The sequence below is a fragment of the Kribbella polygonati genome, assembly GCF_050320105.1.
Taxonomy (GTDB): domain Bacteria; phylum Actinomycetota; class Actinomycetes; order Propionibacteriales; family Kribbellaceae; genus Kribbella.
This window is the reverse complement of sequence record NZ_CP190129.1, coordinates 6,483,585-6,500,332: the sequence shown is the minus strand read 5'-3', so window position 1 is coordinate 6,500,332 and position 16,748 is coordinate 6,483,585. Positions and strand designations below refer to the sequence as shown.

Below are 16,748 nucleotides of genomic sequence, written 5' to 3'. Positions count from 1 at the left end.
TTAGTCGGACTAACGACCTATATTCATTGGCGGCGCCAATGTTAGTCTGCCTAACTATTAAGGAGTCCGACCATGCCCGACCTCCGCGAACTCATCGACCGCAGCGAGCTCGCCGAGCTGGTCGCCCGGCACAGCCTGTGGATCGACGAACTGCGGTACGACGAGAGCGACCAGCTGTTCACCGACGACGTCGTGGTGAAGTCGCTCCGCGGCGAAGCCGCCGGCATCGAGGCGCTCGTCCAGCTCGCCCGCAAGGGTCACGACAACTACATCCGTACCCTGCACAACAAGTCGAACCTGGTGATCCAGCTCGACGGCGACACCGCGACCGTGCGGGCCAACGACCTCGCGGTACTCGTCCGGCACGACATGACCGAGGAGATCGCCGCCGCGATTCACTACTACGGAGCGCGCCGGACGCCTGACGGCTGGCGGTTCGACCGGCTGGAGGTCGCGCCGCAGTCACTGACGGCCCCGCTGGAGCGGGCGATCTAGAGACCTGTGGCTGGTCGATCCGCCAGAAGATCGACCAGCCACAGGGGTTCAGGACGGCGAGATGCCGAGCGTGTACGCGCCGCGGCTGCCGTAGGTGGAGTACCCCGTGTTGAGCGGGTCGCCGTACCCCACGTTGTCGATCCGCAGGTAGTACGTACCCGGCTGGAGGGTGCCGGTAACACTCGCGCCGAGGCCTGTCGGCGTACCGGCGTCGGTCTGGCCGGAGGCCGGGTCGTTCGAGGCGACGATCGCGCCGGAGGCGTCCAGCAGGTCGAGCTTGATGTCCAGGTTGCCACCGACCGCGGCGGGGCTCGCCGTCGCGGTGTAGTTGCCCGCGGCACCTACGTCGACGCGGTACACGTCGGTGTCGTCCTCGGCCGCGATGATCCCGGACACCGGAGTACCGACGGTCAGCGCGGCCGCGTCAGCCGTCGTGTCGCCCGCCTCGTCGGCACGCAGGGCAAGGCCGTGGGTGCCGACGACCGCGAAGTCGTCTTCCTTGTTGTTCGCGTCGGCGTACTCGCCCTTGCTCCACTGGCTGATGCCGCGGTAGTACCCGACGCCCATGATCGGAGCCCAGGCGCCGTGACCCTGGTAGTACCCGACCGTCGACGTGCCGTCGTGCGACAGCCCGACCGTGTGGCCGGCCTCGTGCGACGCCGCCTCGGCCAGGTTCTTCGCGCCGGTTCCGACGCCCTTGGTGAACACCAGCGCCGGCTGGTAGTACGCGTGCTGCGAGGAGTTGTCGTACACCCCGACGTACGCCACGCCGCCGCAACCGCAGCCGGACTGGTACCAGGTGTCCGGGTCGATCAGCACCCGCGTGCCGTACTGCTGGTCCGCGGTTCCCGACCGGTCGATCGCGGCCGCCGACGGTTCCTGCGTCGTCACGTCCACGTCGAACGGCGCGTAGTCCTCCGCGACCCGGGCCCACGTCTCGTGGACGACGTCCTGCTCGGCCGTGCTGAAACTCGAAGGATCGCCGTCGGTGTCGTACGCCGACACGTTGACCGGGTCGACGCCCTTCGACGCGTTCCAGGCCGTACCGGTGATCGTGTGACCGTCGAAGTCCAGGTAGATGACCCGGTTCGAACCGGGCTTGCTGTGCAGCTCGAACGCCGGACCGGTCGCGCCGGCAACCGCCGTACGCGCCCACCGCGGCGAGGCCTCGGCCGCCTTCTGTGGCGCGGTCAGCCCGGGCTCGCGGTAGAACAACTTGCTGTCGGCATCGAGCCACGCGGTCTTGTCGGTGGCCAGGATCTGGCGCAGCTGCTCGGTGGGCAGGCCGTTGTGCGCGGCAACCTCGGCCAGCCGCGACTGCACCTTTCCGAGCGCCTGGCTGCCGGCCACCGGCTGGGACAGCAGTTGGTCGATCGGCGTCTGTTGCGCATCGGCCTGGCTGCCGAGCGCGACAGTCAGCCCTCCGAAGGCGACAGCACCGGCACACGCGAGTACGCCGGCGCGGCGGATTCTGTTCATACGGGTTCCTCCTCACGTCCCCCCGCGGGCGGATCCCCCCGGACAACAGACCCGGGGCCGTCGGTCTCGGTGGGATCGACGGCCCCGGGTCGCTCAGGCGGCGGTGACGCGGACGGTGTAGGCGCCGCGACTGCCGTACGTCGAGTAGCCGGTGTTGAGCGGATCGCCGTACCCGGAGTTCTCGACGCGCAGGTAGTACCGGCCGGCGGCGACCTGGCGGCTGATGCTCGCGCTCAGGCCGGTCGGCGTACTCGCGTTGGACTGGCCGGACGCCGGGTTGGCGGTGGCGACGACGGCGCCGGACGAGTCGAGCAACTGGAGCTTGATGTCCAGGTCCGCGCCGGCCGCGGCGGCGTTCGCGGCGAACGTGAACGTGCCGGCCTTGAGGTCGATCCGGAACACATCGACGTCGGTGTCCTTCTCGTAGATCCCCTTCGTGCTCGTGCCGAGGGTGAGCGCGTCCGCGGTCGCGGTGGTGTTCCCATGGTCGTCGGCGCGGAGCGTCAGCCCGTTCTGGGCGATCACCGCGTAGTCGTCTTCCTTGTTGTTCGCGCCGGCGTACTCGCCCTTGCTCCATTGGCTGATCGCCTTGGAGTAGCCGACGCCCATGATCGGCGCCCACGCGCCATGACCCGCGTAGTACCCGACGGAAGAAGTGCCGTCGTGCGACAGGCCGACGTTGTGCCCGGCCTCGTGTGCGGCGGCTTCGGCGATGTTCTTCGCGCCGGTGCCGACGCCCTTCGTGAACACCAGCGCCGGCTGGTAGTACGCGTGGTTGCTGGCGTTGTCGTACACCCCGACGTACGCGACCCCGCCACAACCGCAGCCCGACTGGTACCAGGTCGTCGGGTCGATCACGACGCGCGTGCCGTACTGCGTGTCCGACGCGCCCGTACGGTCGATCGCCGCCGCGGTGGGCTGCTGCGTCGTCACGTCGACGTCGAACGGCGCGTAGTCCTCCGCGACCCGGGCCCAGACGTCATGGACGACGTCCTGCTCCGCCGTGCTCCAGTTGCCGGCGTTGCCGTCGGTGTCGTATGGCGTGATGTTGACCGTCGCGGGCTTGCCGTTCGCGTTCCACGCCGTACCGGTGATCGTGTGACCCGTGAAGTCGAGGTAGATCACCCGGTTCGAGCCGGGCTTGCTGTGCAGCTCGAACGCCGGACCCGCGGCGGCGGCGACCGCGGTCTTCGCCCAGCGTGGCGAAACGGTGGCGTCGGCGGCCCGCTCGGTGGCAGTGGCGACCGGCTCGCGGTAGAACAGCCGGCCGGCGTGGTCGAGCCAAGCCGTCTTGTCGGTGGTCAGGATCTGTCGCAGCCGGTCGGTGGACAGCTTGTTCTTCGCGGCGACCTCGTCGAGGCGGGACTGGACGCGGCCGAGCGCGGTCCGGCCCGGGAGCTCCTGGCCGAGCAGTTGGTCGATGGCGAGCGGCGCGGGCTCGTTGGCGTCGGCCTGGTTGCCCAGCGCGACGGCCAGGGAACCACAGGCGAGCGCACCGGCGACAGCGAACGCACCGATTCGGCGGCGGTTGAAGGCATGACTCAGGGGGCGGCGGGTCGGCATGGGGCGGGGACTCCTCAGGTACTCCGGCGTGCCTCACTTGACATCTTCACGAGCGGTGTACGCGAACGCACTCAGCGTAGCCTGCCCGAAGGTCCCCGCGGCTGTATAGATTCGTCTCGGGATTTAACGCCGACTTGGGAGGGTCCCGATGCGATTCATGATGATCTTCAAGGCCAGCGAGGAGTCCGAGGCCGGGCAGCCGCCGAGCGAGGAGGCGCTGACCGCGATGGGCCTGGTGATGGCCGAGATGGCGGAGAAGGGTGTGCTGCTGGCGGGCGACGGGCTGCTGCCGAGCTCGGAAGGCTTCCGGCTGCAACTCGACAAGGGCAGCCGGCGGGTGGTCGACGGTCCGTTCACCGAGACCAAGGAACTGATCGCCGGGTTCTGCCTGATCGAGGTGGCGTCCCGGGCGGAGGCCGAGGAGTGGGGCTGGCGGTGTATCGCGGCGGACGCCCTGGGCGTCGGCGACCCGCAGACCTCCGGCCAACTGGAGATCCGGCCGGTCCCCACCGCCGACTTCTTCGGCGACAACTACACCGACGAGGCCCAGCACCGGAACGAGGTGACCTTCCAGAAGGCGGCGGAGAACCTTCAGAACAGCAGCACCTGACGGATCGACGTACCGGCGGCGAGGTCGTCGAACGCCTCGTTGAGGTCGTCGAGTCCGACGGTGGCGGTGAGCAGCCGGTCGACCGGGAGGCGGCCGGCTCGGTAGAGCGCGACGTACCGCGGGATGTCGCGGGACGGTACCGACGAGCCGAGGTACGAGCCCTTTACGGTGCGTTCCTCGGCGACGAGGGAGACCGCCGGTACCGCGAACGACTGCGACGGGTGCGGGAGGCCGACGGTGATCGTCGTACCGCCGCGGCCGGTTGCGGCGTACGCCTGCTCGAGGACCTTGGCACTGCCGACCGTCTCGAAGGCGTACTCCGCTCCGCCGGCGGTCGCCGCGCGGACCTGGTCGACGACGTCGGGGGCGTTGGCGTCGATGGCTGCGGTTGCGCCGAGTTCGAGGGCGAGTTGGAGTTTGGCGGGTACGACGTCGACGGCGACGATCGGGTTTGCGCCGACGAGGACCGCGCCGAGGAGGGCGGAGAGGCCTACGCCGCCTAGGCCGAAGATCGCGGTACTGCGGCCTGCTTGGAGTTGGGCTGTGTTTACTACCGCGCCTACTCCGGTGAGGACCGCGCAGCCGAAGAGGGCGGCGATCTCGGGTGGGAGGGAGGGGTCGATCTTCACGGCCGAGTGTGCCGAGATCACCGCGTGGTCGGCGAAGGCGGAGATGCCCAGGTGGTGGTGGATGACGCCGGAGTCGGCGGACAGGCGGTGGGCGCCGGTGAGGAGGGTGCCGGTGGTGTTGGCGGCGGCGCCTGGTTCGCAGAGGGCGGGGCGGCCGGAGGCGCAGGGGGCGCACGTGCCGCAGGCGGGGACGAAGGCGCAGGCGATGATGTCGCCGGCGGCGAACCCGGGAGCCTTGGAGTGGATGACCTCGCCGGTGGCCTCGTGGCCGAGCAGCATCGGCATCACGCGGGGGCGCGAACCGTTGATGACCGAGAGGTCCGAGTGGCACAGGCCGGCGGCCCGGATCCGGACGAGCAACTCCCCCGGGCCGGGCGGCGCGAGTTCGACCTCTTCCACCCGCAGCGGCCGCGATTCGGCGTACGGCGCCGGCAGCCCCATCTCGCGCAGCACTGCGCCCCGCACGATCACGGCGCGATTCTCTCGAGGGCGGTGCGGATGGGGGTGGGGACGGGGATCGGGCGGCGGGTGGTGCGGTTTACGAAGACGTGGACGAAGCGGCCGGTGGCGGCGGGGCGGGTGGAGTCCTCGCGGAAGAGGCCGATCTCGTAGCGGACGCTGGAGTTGCCGAGTTGGGCGCAGCGCAGGCCGGCGTCGACCACCCCGGGGAACTCCAGTGGTTGCTTGAACGTGCACTGCGAGTCGACGCACAACCCGATCACCTCGCCGCCGTGGATGTCGAGCCCGCCGGAGCGGATCAGGAAGTCGTTGATCACGGTGTCGAAGAAGCTGTAGTACTCGACGTTGTTGACGTGCCCGTAGACGTCGTTGTCCTTCCACCGCAGCGTGATCGCCAGGTGGTGCGGATACGCTGCACGCTCCATCGGTCGGTTACGGCTTGCGGCCGACCCCGCAGTACAGACTGCACATGATCTCGGTGAACTCCCCCGAGTCGACCCGGCGGTTGGTCTCGTCGTCGGGGAACCACCGGATCGGCGACACCACGCCCGGCTCGATCAGCTCGGTGCCGGCGAAGAAGCGGGTGACGTCCTCCTTGTTCCGCACCTGCGCGTTGCCGCCGCCGTCGGACTTGTACCCCTGCACCGCGCGGTCCCACATCTCCGGCGCGAAGTCTTGCGTCGCGTGCGAGATGATCAGCAGCGATCCCGGCGCCAGCGGCTCGAGCAGGTCGCGGACCATCTCGTACGGCTTCAGGTCGTCGGCGAGCGAGTGCAGTACGCCGACCAGGCTGAGCGCGACCGGCTTGCTGAAGTCGATCAGCTCCCGGACCTCTTCGGACTGCAGGACCGACCCCGGCACGGTGATGTCGGCGTCGAGGTACGCCGTCTTGCCGAGCGGACCGCTGGAGAGCAGGGCGCGCGCGTGGGTGAGCACGATCGGGTCGTTGTCGACGTACACGACGTGCGCCTCGGGGACGATCTTCTGGACGATCTCGTGCAGGTTCGGGCTGGTCGGGATGCCGGTGCCGACGTCGAGGAACTGCGTGATGCCCTGCTCGGCGGCGTACCGCGCGGCGCGGTGCATCCACATCCGGTTCGACTGGGCGGTGACGCGGCAGCCCGGGAACGCCTTCAGCAGGTGCTCGGCCGCCTGCCGGTCGATGGCGAAGTTGTCCTTGCCACCGAGGAAGTAGTCGTACACGCGGGCCGCGTGCGGCCGGTCGAGCCGCAGCTGCTCGTAGACCCCCGGGTCGACTTCGGCGTTCCGCGATTCGGCCATGAACATCCCATCCGCACTGCGGCTCAGAGCTGAGAACCATCGTAACCGGCACGCCACTGACGGTGACACCGGCACAAAAACACTACTCCCGTACGGCGTCACGTCCATCAGCTGCGGCGCGTCCGACAATGTCCTTAACAGAGGCTTGAATCGGACGACGTGGGGTGGACCGATGGGTGACGTGGTCGAGGGCCGGCAGACTGCGGCGTACGACGGGGAACTGGTGGTGTTCCTGATCGGGCTGCGGATCAACTCGGTACGCCGGGTCAAGGAATGGTGGCCGGTGGCGCGGGCGATGGGGCCGATGCTGCGGGAGCTGTCGAAGGACAAGGACAGCGGGCTGCTCGGCGTACGGACGTTGCCGACGTGGCGGGGTGTCACGCTGATCCAGTACTGGGAGTCCGTGGAGAAACTCCAGGCGTTCGCGAACGACGACAACCGGAAGCACCGGCCCGCGTGGGTCGCGTTCTTCCGGAACGCCTACAAGAGCGGCGCGACAGGCATCTGGCACGAGACGTACGTCGTCCCGGCCGGCAACACCGAGACCGTCTACGGCAACATGCCCCTCCTCGGCCTCGGCCGCGTGCAAGGCGTCGTACCGGTGGGTCAACGCGGCGACACCGCCGCCGAACGCCTGAAGTCCTAGTCCTTCCAGAGACCGACGCGGTTGCCGTCGCGGTCGACGAAGATCGCCATCGTGCCGAGGCCGGGGACGGTCCACGGCGGGGTGTCCGCCCGCGCGCCGAGCTCGACGGCGCGGGCGAGGGTCGCCTCGACGTCGTCCACCGGGAAGTACGTGACGATGCCGCGCGGGTGGGTCGCGTCGGCCTGCCCGATGCCGCCCGGTCCGGGCTCGACGAGCGCGTAGTTCGCCGCCTCCAGCAGCTGCAGTCGCCAGCCGAACAGCTCGGCGTAGAAGTCCCGGGCCGCCTGCGCGTCGGCGGCGGTGATGTCGATCCACGGCTTGTCGTTCATGTCCGGTACGTCGGAGCAGGCCGGGGGTTCTCGACAGGCCCGGCGGTTACAGTGCAGGCGTGCGGTTCATCCGGGATCTGTGGACGTTGTTGCGGCGGCGGGATTTCCGGCGGTTGTTTGCGGTTCGGTTGACGTCGCAGTGCGGGGACGGGGTGTTCCAGGTCGCGCTGGCGTCGTACGTGCTGTTCTCGCCGGAGCGGGCGCCGGATGCGGCCGCGATCGCGGGGCTGTTCGCGGTGTCGTTGCTGCCGTACTCGATCCTCGGGCCGTTCACCGGCGTACTGCTGGACCGGTGGTCGCGCCGTCAGATCCTGTTCGGCGCGAACCTGACCCGCGCGGTGCTCGTGATCGGCGTCGGCGCACTCGTCGCTGTCGGCAACGCGGGCGTTCCGTTCTACCTCGCCGTACTGCTCACCCTCGGCGTCAACCGCTTCCTGCTCTCCGGCCTGTCCGCGGGCCTCCCGCACGTCGTCGAACGCGACGAGCTGGTGATGGCGAACGCGGTCACCCCCACGTCCGGTACGGCGGCCTTCCTGGTCGGCGGCGGGATCGGCGCCGCGGTGAAGCTGCTGGTCGACTCGGACCTCACCGTCCTCGGGCTGACCGTGGTCATCTACACCACCGCCGCTCTGCTCGCCCTGCGACTGCGCCGCGACCAGCTCGGCCCGGACCTGAGCGGCGACGAACCCGGCATCCTCGAAGCACTCCGGACGATCGCGGCCGGTCTGGTCGACGGCGGCCGGCACCTGCGCGAACGCCGGCAGCCCGCGCTCGGCCTCGCCGCGATCGGCTCGCTGCGGTTCTTCTTCGGGCTGATGACGGTCTCGATGATCCTGCTGTACCGCAACCACTTCTACGGGCCCGGGCAGCTCGACCGGGCGTTCGGCGGGCTGGCGATCGCGACCGGCGCGGTCGGCGCCGGGGTGTTCGTCGCCGCGCTGATCACGCCCTGGGGTACCCGGGTGATGTCGCTGCGCCGGTGGATCACCTGGTTGTTCGTCGGCGCCGCGGTCGTCAGCGCCGTACCGATCGGGTTCTACACCAAGCCCGCGCTGGTGATCGGCGGGTTCCTCGTCGGGTTCTGCTCGCAGGGCATCAAGATCAGCGTCGACACCCTCGTCCAGACGGGTGTCGACGACGTGTACCGCGGCCGGGTGTTCGCGCTGTACGACATGATCTACAACGTCGGGCAGGTCTCCGCGGCCGCACTCGGCGCGGCGGTCCTGCCCGACAGCGGGAAGTCGTACCCGGTGCTCGCCGTGATCGTGGCCGGGTACGCCCTCACCGCCTTGCTGTACTCACGTGCCTCGCAGCGCGGTGATCGGCTGGATGGCGGAGGCCTTCCAGGCGGGGTACGTTCCGGCGACCAGACCGATGAACGCACCCAGCAGGGGTGAACCGAACGCCAGCCGGTTGTCGAGGATCGGCGTCCAGTCGCGGATCCAGGACACGCTGACGGTCAGGATCACGCCGACCGCCGTACCGAGCAGTCCGCCGAGGAAGCCGACGATCACGCTCTCCACCAGGAACTGCACGGCGATGTGTCTTCGCGCGGCGCCGAGGGCGCGGCGGAGGCCGATCTCCGAGATGCGTTCCAGGACCGACAGGAGCGTCACGTTGGCGATGCCGAGGCCGCCGACGAGGAGCGCCACTGCTCCGAGGAGGAGGAAGAGCGCGTTCAGGTCGGACTCGACGCCTTTGCGTACGGCGCCTTGCTTCGGCGGGGCGTCGACGTTCAGGGTGCTCGGGTCGTTCGGCTGGATCGCGATCGGGGCCTGCTCGGCGATGAGCTGGGCGGCGCCTACCGCGGTGCGGATCTCGACCGCGTCGGGTGACTCCAGGTTGTAGGCCTGGCGGGCCGTTCCGTTCGGCATGATCACCGCGTCGTTCAGCTCGGCGCGGCCGGTGACCGAGTCGAGGATGCCGATCACGGTGTACGGCTCGGCGCCGATGAACACGGCCGGTTGCGCGTCGACCCGGTTGATGCCGAGGCGTTCGGCGGCGTGCTTGCCGAGGACAACCACCTTGTCGGCGCGGCGGTCGTGGCCCTCGTCGAAGAACCTGCCGGTTTTCAGCACCGCGCGTACGGCGTCCCAGAGGCCGGCGGATCCGGCCATCACCGGGAGCGCCTTGCCGGCACCGTCGTCGAGGCCGGTGACGTTCTGTACGAGGTCGTCGCCGATCTGCAGGTTGGAGACCGTGCCGACCGCCTCGACACCGTTCAACCGCTGGATCCGCTCCGGCGCATCCCACGGAAGCTGCGTCGCGGCCTCCCCCTGCTGCCCACCCTTGTCGTCCGGCGACACCACCACCCGCGTAGCCGCCGCCAGATCGAACCGCTGCGTGATCTGCCCCGCCGCCGTCTGCCCCAACCCCACAGTCCCCACCAACGCCGCAACCCCAAGCACAGTCCCGAGCGTGGTGAGAATCAACCGAGTAGGACGCGCAGCGACACCGGCCAAGGCCTCGTCGAGCAGGTCCCGCACAGCCGGCCGAGACCGCCGCCGCTGCTGCGGCTGGGGGTTGGTGCCGGACGTCCTTCGGATGAGTCGCGCAAGCGCGACGCGCGGTCGCGCCCGCCGCCGCCCCGCCCCCAGCGGTCCGGCGGGGCCGGCAGGTGGTGGGACGCTCCGACCGAGCCCTCGTCCAGCACCCTGCCCGCCAGAGCCGGGAGTGTCCCGCCCGGCGGGGTTGGGTGTGTTCGGCCCGGTGGGGTCGGGGGAAGTGGACGGCCCGCCGGTCGGGTCCGGGGGGCCTGAATGGGTTACCACTGGAGGGTTCCGTCGACGATGCGGACCTGGCGTTGGGAGCGGCGGCTGACGTAGTCGTCGTGGGTGATGACGGCCAGCGTCATGCCCTCGGAGTGCAGTTCGTCGAACACCTGCAGGATCGCCTCCGCGTTCTTGCTGTCGAGGTTGCCGGTCGGCTCGTCCGCAAGCAGCAGGCTCGGTTCGGCGACCAGCGCCCGGGCGATCGCCACCCGCTGCCGTTCACCGCCCGAGAGTGTCGTCGGCGCGAACTCCATCCGGTGCGCCAGGCCGACCCGCTCCAGCGCAACCCGGGCGCGGGCGAGCCGCTCGCGTCGCGGCACCCCGACGTACACCAGCGAGAGCGCGACGTTCTCCAGCACCGTCCGATGGTCGAGCAGATGGAACGACTGGAACACGAACCCGATCCGCTGCCCGCGCAACACCGCCCGGCGCCGTTCGCGCAGGCTCATCGTGTCCACGCCGTCCAGCCGGTACACCCCGTCCGTTGGGTTGTCCAACAACCCGAGCAGATGCAGCAGCGTCGACTTCCCGGACCCGGACGGCCCCACGATCGACAGGTACTCCCCCTGCCCGATAGTCAGGTCGATCCCCTTGATCGCGCGGACCTCGGGCGGTCCCGGGAAGAACCGTCGTACCCCGATCATCTCCACCACCGGCGCCGGCAGCGCCACCGCGGTACTCACTTCCCCACCACCACCTGATCGCCCTCGCTGAGCTTCGCGTCGCCCTTCGGCGTCACCTGCGCGAACCCGTCCGCCGACAGCCCGACCGTGACCGGCACCAGCTCGACCTGCCCGTTCCGCAGTACCTCGACCCGCGACGCCCCGTCGGACCCGGACGACAACGCGGCCACCGGTACGGCGAGCACCTTGCCGCTGGTGCTCTTCACCGGGATCGTCACCCGCACGTTCGCGTCCCGGAGCAGCGCCAACTGGGCGCCGGTCAGCGCGTTCGGCGCGACCACCACGTCGTACTGCGCCCCGTTCTTGGTCACGCGCCGGACCTTCGACGCGACCGACGTACCGTCGCTGAGCTCGAGCGCCGCCGCCATCCCCGCCTTCAACCGCTGCGCCGTCTCCGCGTCGACCTTGAGCGTGACGACCAGCGAGGCGCCGCTGGCAGACATCACCACGCCGTTCACGGTCCCGCCGCGCTCGACCTTCACGTCGTCGACCCGGCGCGGAAGCGTCTTCACGTAGACGACCTCCGACACCGGCAACGGCGTACCGGCCTTGAACTCGGCGTCGGTGCGCGCCTGCTCGGCGTCCGACAGGTTCTGCTGGGCGTCGTCGACGGCGCCCTGCTGCACCGAGGTGTCCTTCGCCTTCGCATCCTTGGCCGCCTTCAGCTGCGACTGCGCCAGGCGGAGCTGCTTCTTCGCCGCGTCCACCTGCTTCTTCGCCTGGTCGACGGCCTGCGTGAGGCGGTCCTCCGGCGCGGGCGGGTCGTACCCGGCGTTCTCGTACAGCTTCTCGACCGCGGCCGAGGTGGACAGCGTGTACTCGTCGTCGACCGTCCCCGGGTTGTACCCGAGCCGGTCGAGCGTCTGTTCCAGCTGCAGCACGTCCGGCCCCTTGCTCCCCGGCGACAGCGTCCGATACATCGGCAGTACTCCGGCCAACCCGATCACCGGGCGTCCCGTGATCTCCAGCAAGGCCTTGCCCTCGGTGATCGTCGACCCGACCGTCGGGACCTTGCCCGTGACGATCGCGGGCGTGGTCAGCCCGGACGTCTCGACGCGGATGTTGACCGCGCCGTCGAACGACGCGTCACCCCGCCCGACGACCTTGCTCGACAGCAGCTTCTTCGCCACCGGCACGGTGATCTGGGACGCGGCCGGCGGCGCGGTCTTCGCGGCCGCGTCCTCCGGCGAGCTGATCCGGCTGCCCGCCGCGACCCCGATCCCGAGCGAGACCACGGCCACCCCGGCCACGCCGACCAGGACCCGGCGGCGGGACTTTGGCGAAGCGGTCACCGGTTCGCCATCTCGTCGCGGTACGCCTCGAGCTCGGCCTTGTGCTGGTCGACGAACTCCTTCTCCTGCTCGTACTGCACCTTCTTGTAGGCGTCGTCATACCCCTTGGCCTTGCACTTCTGGTCCGCGACCGCGAGCTCGATCTCCAGCTTGCGCAGATCGGACAGCTTCGCCGAGTCGACCTTGTCGAACGACGGCGGACCCGTGATCGTCTTCGCCGGTCCGCCCTTGGCCGGCGGCTGGTTCCCGGTCAGCGTGTCGAGCTTCTGCTGTACTTCGTCCCGCGGGTCCGACACCTTCTTGTACCCGGAGTGCCCGGCGTCGGCCATGCAGTCGGTCCAGGCGGTGGTCGCGTCCAAGACCCGCTGATCGGAGTCGATCCGCTTCTGCAGAGCCTGGATGTCCTTGAACAGGCTGTCGAACTTCTTGAAGTCGATGGCGCCCTTGTTGTCGCCGTACACCTGCTTGACCGCCTTGCCGCGGCATCCGAGGTCCTGCTCGCCGCTCGAGTTCGGCCCGCCGCCCTGGATCACGACCGCGCCGTTCCCGGTGGCGTTCGGCCCGTTCAGCGCCTTGTCGTACGCCTTCTGTGCGGTCGGCGAGAGCGCCTTGCGGATCTTGGTGTTCGGGTTGCTGTCGTTGTCCCCGGCCTTCGACCAGTCGATCGTGCTGATCCCGTACCCGTACTGCTCGGCGAACTTGTCCGGTGGCAGGTTGAACGCGTCGCTGAACTTCCCCTTGGCCTGCTGCTCCGGCGGTACGGCGACGTACTCGAAGCCGGCGTCCTTCATACACGCGACGGTGGCGTCCTCGACCTTCCGCTGTTTCGCGAGCTCCTCGTCGCTCGGCTGCTGCGCGCCGCCGGCCCGGGTCGCGATCCGGAACGAGCCGCCCCCGGACGACGAGCTCACGAAGCCATCGCCCATGTACTCCGCGAGCGGGCTCTTGCCGCTCTGCTGATCGGACGCGACCGGCGCCTTGTCGTTGCCGCAGGCAGCCAACGCGAGGACCGCCACCAGGGCGAGTGCTGTTTTGCTCTTCATGGCGGTCGAGCGTGCCGCCCGGGTCGTGAAGAACCTGTGAAGGACCGGTTTGCACCCGATGCTCTCAGCCGATCTTCATCGGATTCTCATCTCTTTCCGGGACATTGAGGACTATGCCAGCGCGGATCCTGGTCGCCGAAGACGACCTCAAGCAGGCCGAGCTGATCCGGCGGTACCTCGAACGCGAAGGGCACCTGACCGTCGTCGTGCACGACGGGCGGGAGGCCATCGACGAGGCCCGCCGGCGCAGCCCGGACCTGCTGGTGCTCGACGTGATGATGCCGAAGGTCGACGGCCTGGACGTCTGCCGGGTGCTGCGGGCCGACTCGTCGAACGGCGCCGACGTGCCGATCATCATGCTGACGGCGCGGTCCACCGACGACGACCTGCTGCTCGGCCTCGACCTCGGCGCGGACGACTACCTGACCAAGCCGTACAACCCGCGCGAGCTGGTCGCCCGGGTCCGGACGGTGCTGCGGCGTACACGGATCCGCTCCGAGGGCGAGGTGTACCGGGTCGGCGAACTGGAGATCGACCCGTCCCGGCACGAGGTCCGGCTGGCCGGGAGGCTGATCGAGCTGACGCCGGCCGAGTTCAAGATCCTCGCCTGTCTGGCCGCCTCGCCGGGGCGGGCGTTCTCGCGGCAGCAGCTGCTGGAGCACGCGTTCGGCTTCGACCACTACGTGTTCGACCGGACCGTCGACGTCCACGTGATGAACCTGCGGAAGAAGATCGAGCCGTCGCCGGGCGCCCCGACGTACCTGCGGACCGTGTACGGCGTGGGCTACAAGCTGGCGGAGGCGTCCCATGCGTCGTAGCGTGCTGCTCCGCTTCCTCGGGTTGTCGCTGGCCGTGGCGCTCGGGGCGGTGATCGCGACCGCGCTGATCGCGACGTACAGCACCTCGGAGAAGCTCCAGGGCGAGATCGACGCGAACACCGGGCAGTTGCAGGTCGACGGCGAGATCTACGGCGAGCTGTCGAAGTACGCCTCCGACCATCCGACCTGGTCGGGTGTGGACAAGGTCGTGCACGACCTGGCCGACCGGCTCGGGCGGCGGGTCGCGGTCACCACCGAGGACGGGTCGGTGATCGCGGACTCGGCCCGGATGCTCGGTGCCGCACCCGAGCTCCCTTCGGTGCCGGCGGCAACCATCGACGCGCGCGGCGGCGGGATCGGCAAGCTGGGCGGGACGATGACCGTGTACCAGCTGCGCAAGCCGGTGGCGGTCGCGAGCGGGTTCGCGGCGACCGCGGCGGTCGGTCCGCCGTTCATGCCCGCTTCGGACTGGGGGCTGACGGACGACGAGATCGCGCAGCGGAACCAGCTCGCGAAGCAGGCCGTGAAGTGCCTCGGCACGAAGGGCAAGTCGGCGAGTGTGGCGCGCAGCGACGGGACCGTTCCACAGGTGATGATCGAGTCGAAGCAGTCGGTCGGCGGCGTCGCGGTGAACTCCACCACGACCACGAAGGACGAGTGCCTGCCGCCCGGTCTGTACGCGCCGAGTGCGAAGGCGAAGCTCGTCAACGACGACGAGGTACGGCGGTCCACGGCGTGCCTGGACGCGGCCGGGATCACCTACAAGATCAACGACTTCAACGGTCTGCGATCCGTCGATCCGGCCGTGACGGAGGACGCGGTCGACGAGACGTTCGCGAACTGCGTCACCCAGGCCCGCGTGCAGGCGTTGACGCCGTACGTCGCCCCGCCGGCGAAGCTGTACCTCGGCGCCAAGAGCACGTTCAACGTCTTCTCCGGCGAGGGCCTGCTGCGTACGGCGGCGACCGCGCTCGGCGTACTGCTGATCGCGGCACTGGTGATGCTGTTCGCGGGCCGACGGTTGGTACGGCCAATCGTCGCGCTGACCGGGGCGGCGCAACGGATGCGGAACGGCGACCACGCGGCGCGGGTCCCGGTCAGCGGGAAGGACGAGGTCGCGCGGCTGGGTCACGCGTTCAACGACATGGCCGAGGCGATCCAGCGGCACGACTTCCAGCGCAAGGCGATGGTCAGCGACGTCGCCCACGAACTACGCACGCCGCTTGCGAACATCAAGGGTTACCTGGTCGCGTCCGAGGACGGTGTCGTACCGCTCGACGGCGCGCTCGTCACGTCCCTGCTCGAGGAGACCGCGCTCCTCGAACACCTGGTCGCGGACCTCCAGGACCTCGCGCTCGCCGACGCCGGCATGCTCCGCCTGCATCCGTCCGAACGCGACCTGTCCGAGTTGACACAGCAAGTTGTGTCGGCCCACCGGCCAGCTGCTGAAGCGGCTTCGGTCAGCCTCTTGTCCACAGCTTCTGGGCCCTCACCAGCAATCGTCGACAGCGCTCGCATACGTCAGGCTCTCGGAAACTTGGTCTCCAACGCCATCAGGTACACACCGACCGGCGGCCGCGTGCTGGTCGGCATACGCCCTGTGGACAACGGCTACAACCTCACCGTGACCGACAACGGCACGGGGATCGCCGCCGAACATCTCCCCCACGTCTTCGACCGGTTCTACCGCGCCGACGTCTCCCGCACCCGCACCACCGGCGGCAGCGGCCTCGGCCTGGCCATCACCAAACACCTCGTCGAAGCCCACCAAGGCCACATCACCGTCACCAGCCGCCCCGGCTCCGGCTCCACCTTCACGATCTGGATCCCCGCCTAGACTCGCTGCCATGGCTTCGAGGAAGGCGCGGCTGGCCGATGTCCACGAGATCGCGTCCGGGATGCCGCACGTCACCAAGTGGGAACGCGACGACGGCACCGACCGCCCCGTCTACCAGGTCGGCGGCAAGTCCTTCGTCTTCTTCCGCACACCCCGCCCCGACGCCGTCGACCCAGTCACCGGCGAGAAGTACGACGACGTGATCATGATCTGGGTCGAATCCGAGTCCGAGAAACTCGCCCTGCTCTCCGACGACACCAACCCGTTCTTCACCACGCCCCACTTCGATGGCCACCCGTCCGTCCTCGTCCGCGCCCGCGACCTGGGCGCCCTCACCAAACACGAACTCACCGAAGTAATCCAAGACGCCTGGCTCTCCCGAGCCTCCCCCCGCCGAGCCACCACCTGGCTGAACGAAAACCGCCTCAGCTGACCTACGTCCCGTTCGTGTAGAAGTCAGCCAGCCGCTGGACCGCCTGCGCCTTGGTCATCGCGCGTACGTCGGCTTCCGGGACGCAGGCGTCGACAACCAGCGCCCTGACAACACCCGCCGGGATCGACCCGAGGGGAGCCGTCGGTCCCTTGCCTGTCCGGGAGCTGTCGGCCCCTGCAGGTCCGGGAGCACCGTGTCGTCGAGGCAGGAACACCTCAGCCGCCACCACGAGCTGGAGGCACGCCGTCAGCCCCATCCGCCGATCACACCCCTGAGCCGGCGCGATCCCAGGAACCATCGACGGGTCGGCCGAGGACCTCGCCAGCACGTCCGCCCGCGACCACCTCCCGCGCGCGCCGAAGGCGTCAACAAGACAGCCG

At 69.4% G+C, this 16,748-nt stretch carries 18 protein-coding genes; 7 read left to right on the top strand and 11 right to left on the bottom strand.

Annotation, left to right across the window (positions count from 1 at the left end):
* Positions 1-72 precede the first annotated feature (72 nt).
* Positions 73-495 carry a nuclear transport factor 2 family protein gene (locus ACQHIV_RS30880; RefSeq protein WP_427887372.1) on the top strand — a complete coding sequence of 141 codons (423 nt, stop codon included), beginning with the start codon at positions 73-75 and terminating at the stop codon, positions 493-495.
* A 48-nt stretch (positions 496-543) separates the two neighbouring features.
* Here the strand turns inward: ACQHIV_RS30880 and ACQHIV_RS30875 are convergent, their stop codons facing one another.
* Together ACQHIV_RS30875 and ACQHIV_RS30870 are read right to left on the bottom strand one after the other, a co-directional pair.
* Positions 544-1,974, bottom strand: a complete 1,431-nt coding sequence (locus tag ACQHIV_RS30875; RefSeq protein ID WP_427887371.1) for a zinc-dependent metalloprotease family protein — start codon at positions 1,972-1,974, stop codon at positions 544-546.
* Between the two features lie 93 nt (positions 1,975-2,067).
* On the bottom strand, positions 2,068-3,537 hold the full coding sequence (locus tag ACQHIV_RS30870; RefSeq protein ID WP_427887370.1) for a pre-peptidase C-terminal domain-containing protein: 1,470 nt from the start codon (positions 3,535-3,537) through the stop codon (positions 2,068-2,070).
* Between the two features lie 148 nt (positions 3,538-3,685).
* On the opposite strand from ACQHIV_RS30870, the gene ACQHIV_RS30865 reads away from it, so the two are divergent.
* Entirely contained in the window at positions 3,686-4,147 is a 462-nt protein-coding gene (locus ACQHIV_RS30865) for a YciI family protein (RefSeq protein WP_427887369.1), read from the top strand.
* Here the strand turns inward: ACQHIV_RS30865 and ACQHIV_RS30860 are convergent.
* The 3 genes from ACQHIV_RS30860 to ACQHIV_RS30850 are packed head-to-tail and all read right to left on the bottom strand — an operon-like array spanning position 4,129 to position 6,516.
* Positions 4,129-5,247, bottom strand: coding sequence for a zinc-dependent alcohol dehydrogenase family protein (locus ACQHIV_RS30860; RefSeq protein WP_427887368.1), 1,119 nt, complete (start codon positions 5,245-5,247; stop codon positions 4,129-4,131). The genes ACQHIV_RS30865 and ACQHIV_RS30860 overlap by 19 nt on opposite strands.
* The gene (locus ACQHIV_RS30855) at positions 5,244-5,660 is read right to left on the bottom strand and encodes an acyl-CoA thioesterase (RefSeq protein WP_427887367.1); all 417 of its coding nucleotides are present in this window, start codon (positions 5,658-5,660) and stop codon (positions 5,244-5,246) included. The genes ACQHIV_RS30860 and ACQHIV_RS30855 overlap by 4 nt, the downstream gene beginning before the upstream one ends.
* 7 nt (positions 5,661-5,667) lie before the next feature.
* A complete protein-coding gene (locus ACQHIV_RS30850) occupies positions 5,668-6,516 on the bottom strand; it encodes an SAM-dependent methyltransferase (RefSeq protein ID WP_427887366.1) in 849 nt (282 codons plus the stop codon).
* 172 nt (positions 6,517-6,688) lie between these two features.
* On the opposite strand from ACQHIV_RS30850, the gene ACQHIV_RS30845 reads away from it, so the two are divergent.
* The gene (locus ACQHIV_RS30845) at positions 6,689-7,162 is read left to right on the top strand and encodes a DUF4188 domain-containing protein (RefSeq protein WP_427887365.1); all 474 of its coding nucleotides are present in this window, start codon (positions 6,689-6,691) and stop codon (positions 7,160-7,162) included.
* Here the strand turns inward: ACQHIV_RS30845 and ACQHIV_RS30840 are convergent.
* Entirely contained in the window at positions 7,159-7,491 is a 333-nt protein-coding gene (locus ACQHIV_RS30840) for a VOC family protein (RefSeq protein WP_427887364.1), read from the bottom strand. The two genes, ACQHIV_RS30845 and ACQHIV_RS30840, sit on opposite strands and share 4 nt — an antisense overlap.
* Positions 7,492-7,550: 59 nt before the next feature.
* On the opposite strand from ACQHIV_RS30840, the gene ACQHIV_RS30835 reads away from it, so the two are divergent.
* On the top strand, positions 7,551-8,888 hold the full coding sequence (locus ACQHIV_RS30835) for an MFS transporter (RefSeq protein ID WP_427887363.1): 1,338 nt from the start codon (positions 7,551-7,553) through the stop codon (positions 8,886-8,888).
* Here ACQHIV_RS30835 and ACQHIV_RS30830 read toward each other — a convergent pair.
* The 4 genes from ACQHIV_RS30830 to ACQHIV_RS30815 all read right to left on the bottom strand — a co-directional run bounded on the left by ACQHIV_RS30830 (position 8,790) and on the right by ACQHIV_RS30815 (position 13,280).
* Entirely contained in the window at positions 8,790-9,977 is a 1,188-nt protein-coding gene (locus ACQHIV_RS30830; RefSeq protein WP_427887362.1) for an ABC transporter permease, read from the bottom strand. The genes ACQHIV_RS30835 and ACQHIV_RS30830 overlap by 99 nt on opposite strands.
* A gap of 278 nt (positions 9,978-10,255) precedes the next feature.
* Positions 10,256-10,906: an ABC transporter ATP-binding protein gene (locus ACQHIV_RS30825; protein WP_427896600.1), complete on the bottom strand. Its 651-nt coding sequence runs from the start codon at positions 10,904-10,906 to the stop codon at positions 10,256-10,258.
* 35 nt (positions 10,907-10,941) lie between these two features.
* Positions 10,942-12,237: a peptidoglycan-binding protein gene (locus ACQHIV_RS30820; RefSeq protein WP_427887361.1), complete on the bottom strand. Its 1,296-nt coding sequence runs from the start codon at positions 12,235-12,237 to the stop codon at positions 10,942-10,944.
* Positions 12,234-13,280: a hypothetical protein gene (locus tag ACQHIV_RS30815; RefSeq protein WP_427887360.1), complete on the bottom strand. Its 1,047-nt coding sequence runs from the start codon at positions 13,278-13,280 to the stop codon at positions 12,234-12,236. Before ACQHIV_RS30815 ends, ACQHIV_RS30820 begins: the two co-directional genes overlap by 4 nt.
* Before the next feature lie 113 nt (positions 13,281-13,393).
* On the opposite strand from ACQHIV_RS30815, the gene ACQHIV_RS30810 reads away from it, so the two are divergent.
* Genes ACQHIV_RS30810 through ACQHIV_RS30800 form a run of 3 tightly spaced genes read left to right on the top strand, consistent with a single transcriptional unit; the run spans position 13,394 to position 16,368 of the window.
* Positions 13,394-14,098 (top strand): response regulator transcription factor, encoded by a 705-nt coding sequence (locus ACQHIV_RS30810; RefSeq protein WP_427887359.1) that lies wholly within the window; start codon positions 13,394-13,396, stop codon positions 14,096-14,098.
* Positions 14,088-15,935, top strand: coding sequence for a sensor histidine kinase (locus ACQHIV_RS30805; protein ID WP_427887358.1), 1,848 nt, complete (start codon positions 14,088-14,090; stop codon positions 15,933-15,935). The genes ACQHIV_RS30810 and ACQHIV_RS30805 overlap by 11 nt, the downstream gene beginning before the upstream one ends.
* A 10-nt stretch (positions 15,936-15,945) precedes the next feature.
* Positions 15,946-16,368: an MmcQ/YjbR family DNA-binding protein gene (locus ACQHIV_RS30800; protein WP_427887357.1), complete on the top strand. Its 423-nt coding sequence runs from the start codon at positions 15,946-15,948 to the stop codon at positions 16,366-16,368.
* A 1-nt stretch (position 16,369) separates the two neighbouring features.
* Here the strand turns inward: ACQHIV_RS30800 and ACQHIV_RS30795 are convergent, their stop codons facing one another.
* Positions 16,370-16,624, bottom strand: coding sequence for a hypothetical protein (locus ACQHIV_RS30795; RefSeq protein WP_427887356.1), 255 nt, complete (start codon positions 16,622-16,624; stop codon positions 16,370-16,372).
* Positions 16,625-16,748: the final 124 nt, after the last annotated feature.

What these genes read in the sequence shown, in the direction of transcription:
- ACQHIV_RS30880 (WP_427887372.1), top strand. Translation starts at nt 73, where the DNA reads ATGCCCGACCTCCGCGAACTCATCGACCGCAGCGAGCTCGCCGAGCTG.
- ACQHIV_RS30875 (WP_427887371.1), bottom strand. Translation starts at nt 1,974, where the DNA reads ATGAACAGAATCCGCCGCGCCGGCGTACTCGCGTGTGCCGGTGCTGTC.
- ACQHIV_RS30870 (WP_427887370.1), bottom strand. Translation starts at nt 3,537, where the DNA reads ATGCCGACCCGCCGCCCCCTGAGTCATGCCTTCAACCGCCGCCGAATC.
- ACQHIV_RS30865 (WP_427887369.1), top strand. Translation starts at nt 3,686, where the DNA reads ATGCGATTCATGATGATCTTCAAGGCCAGCGAGGAGTCCGAGGCCGGG.
- ACQHIV_RS30855 (WP_427887367.1), bottom strand. Translation starts at nt 5,660, where the DNA reads ATGGAGCGTGCAGCGTATCCGCACCACCTGGCGATCACGCTGCGGTGG.
- ACQHIV_RS30850 (WP_427887366.1), bottom strand. Translation starts at nt 6,516, where the DNA reads ATGGCCGAATCGCGGAACGCCGAAGTCGACCCGGGGGTCTACGAGCAG.
- ACQHIV_RS30845 (WP_427887365.1), top strand. Translation starts at nt 6,689, where the DNA reads ATGGGTGACGTGGTCGAGGGCCGGCAGACTGCGGCGTACGACGGGGAA.
- ACQHIV_RS30840 (WP_427887364.1), bottom strand. Translation starts at nt 7,491, where the DNA reads ATGAACGACAAGCCGTGGATCGACATCACCGCCGCCGACGCGCAGGCG.
- ACQHIV_RS30825 (WP_427896600.1), bottom strand. Translation starts at nt 10,906, where the DNA reads ATGATCGGGGTACGACGGTTCTTCCCGGGACCGCCCGAGGTCCGCGCG.
- ACQHIV_RS30815 (WP_427887360.1), bottom strand. Translation starts at nt 13,280, where the DNA reads ATGAAGAGCAAAACAGCACTCGCCCTGGTGGCGGTCCTCGCGTTGGCT.
- ACQHIV_RS30810 (WP_427887359.1), top strand. Translation starts at nt 13,394, where the DNA reads ATGCCAGCGCGGATCCTGGTCGCCGAAGACGACCTCAAGCAGGCCGAG.
- ACQHIV_RS30805 (WP_427887358.1), top strand. Translation starts at nt 14,088, where the DNA reads ATGCGTCGTAGCGTGCTGCTCCGCTTCCTCGGGTTGTCGCTGGCCGTG.
- ACQHIV_RS30800 (WP_427887357.1), top strand. Translation starts at nt 15,946, where the DNA reads ATGGCTTCGAGGAAGGCGCGGCTGGCCGATGTCCACGAGATCGCGTCC.
- ACQHIV_RS30795 (WP_427887356.1), bottom strand. Translation starts at nt 16,624, where the DNA reads ATGGGGCTGACGGCGTGCCTCCAGCTCGTGGTGGCGGCTGAGGTGTTC.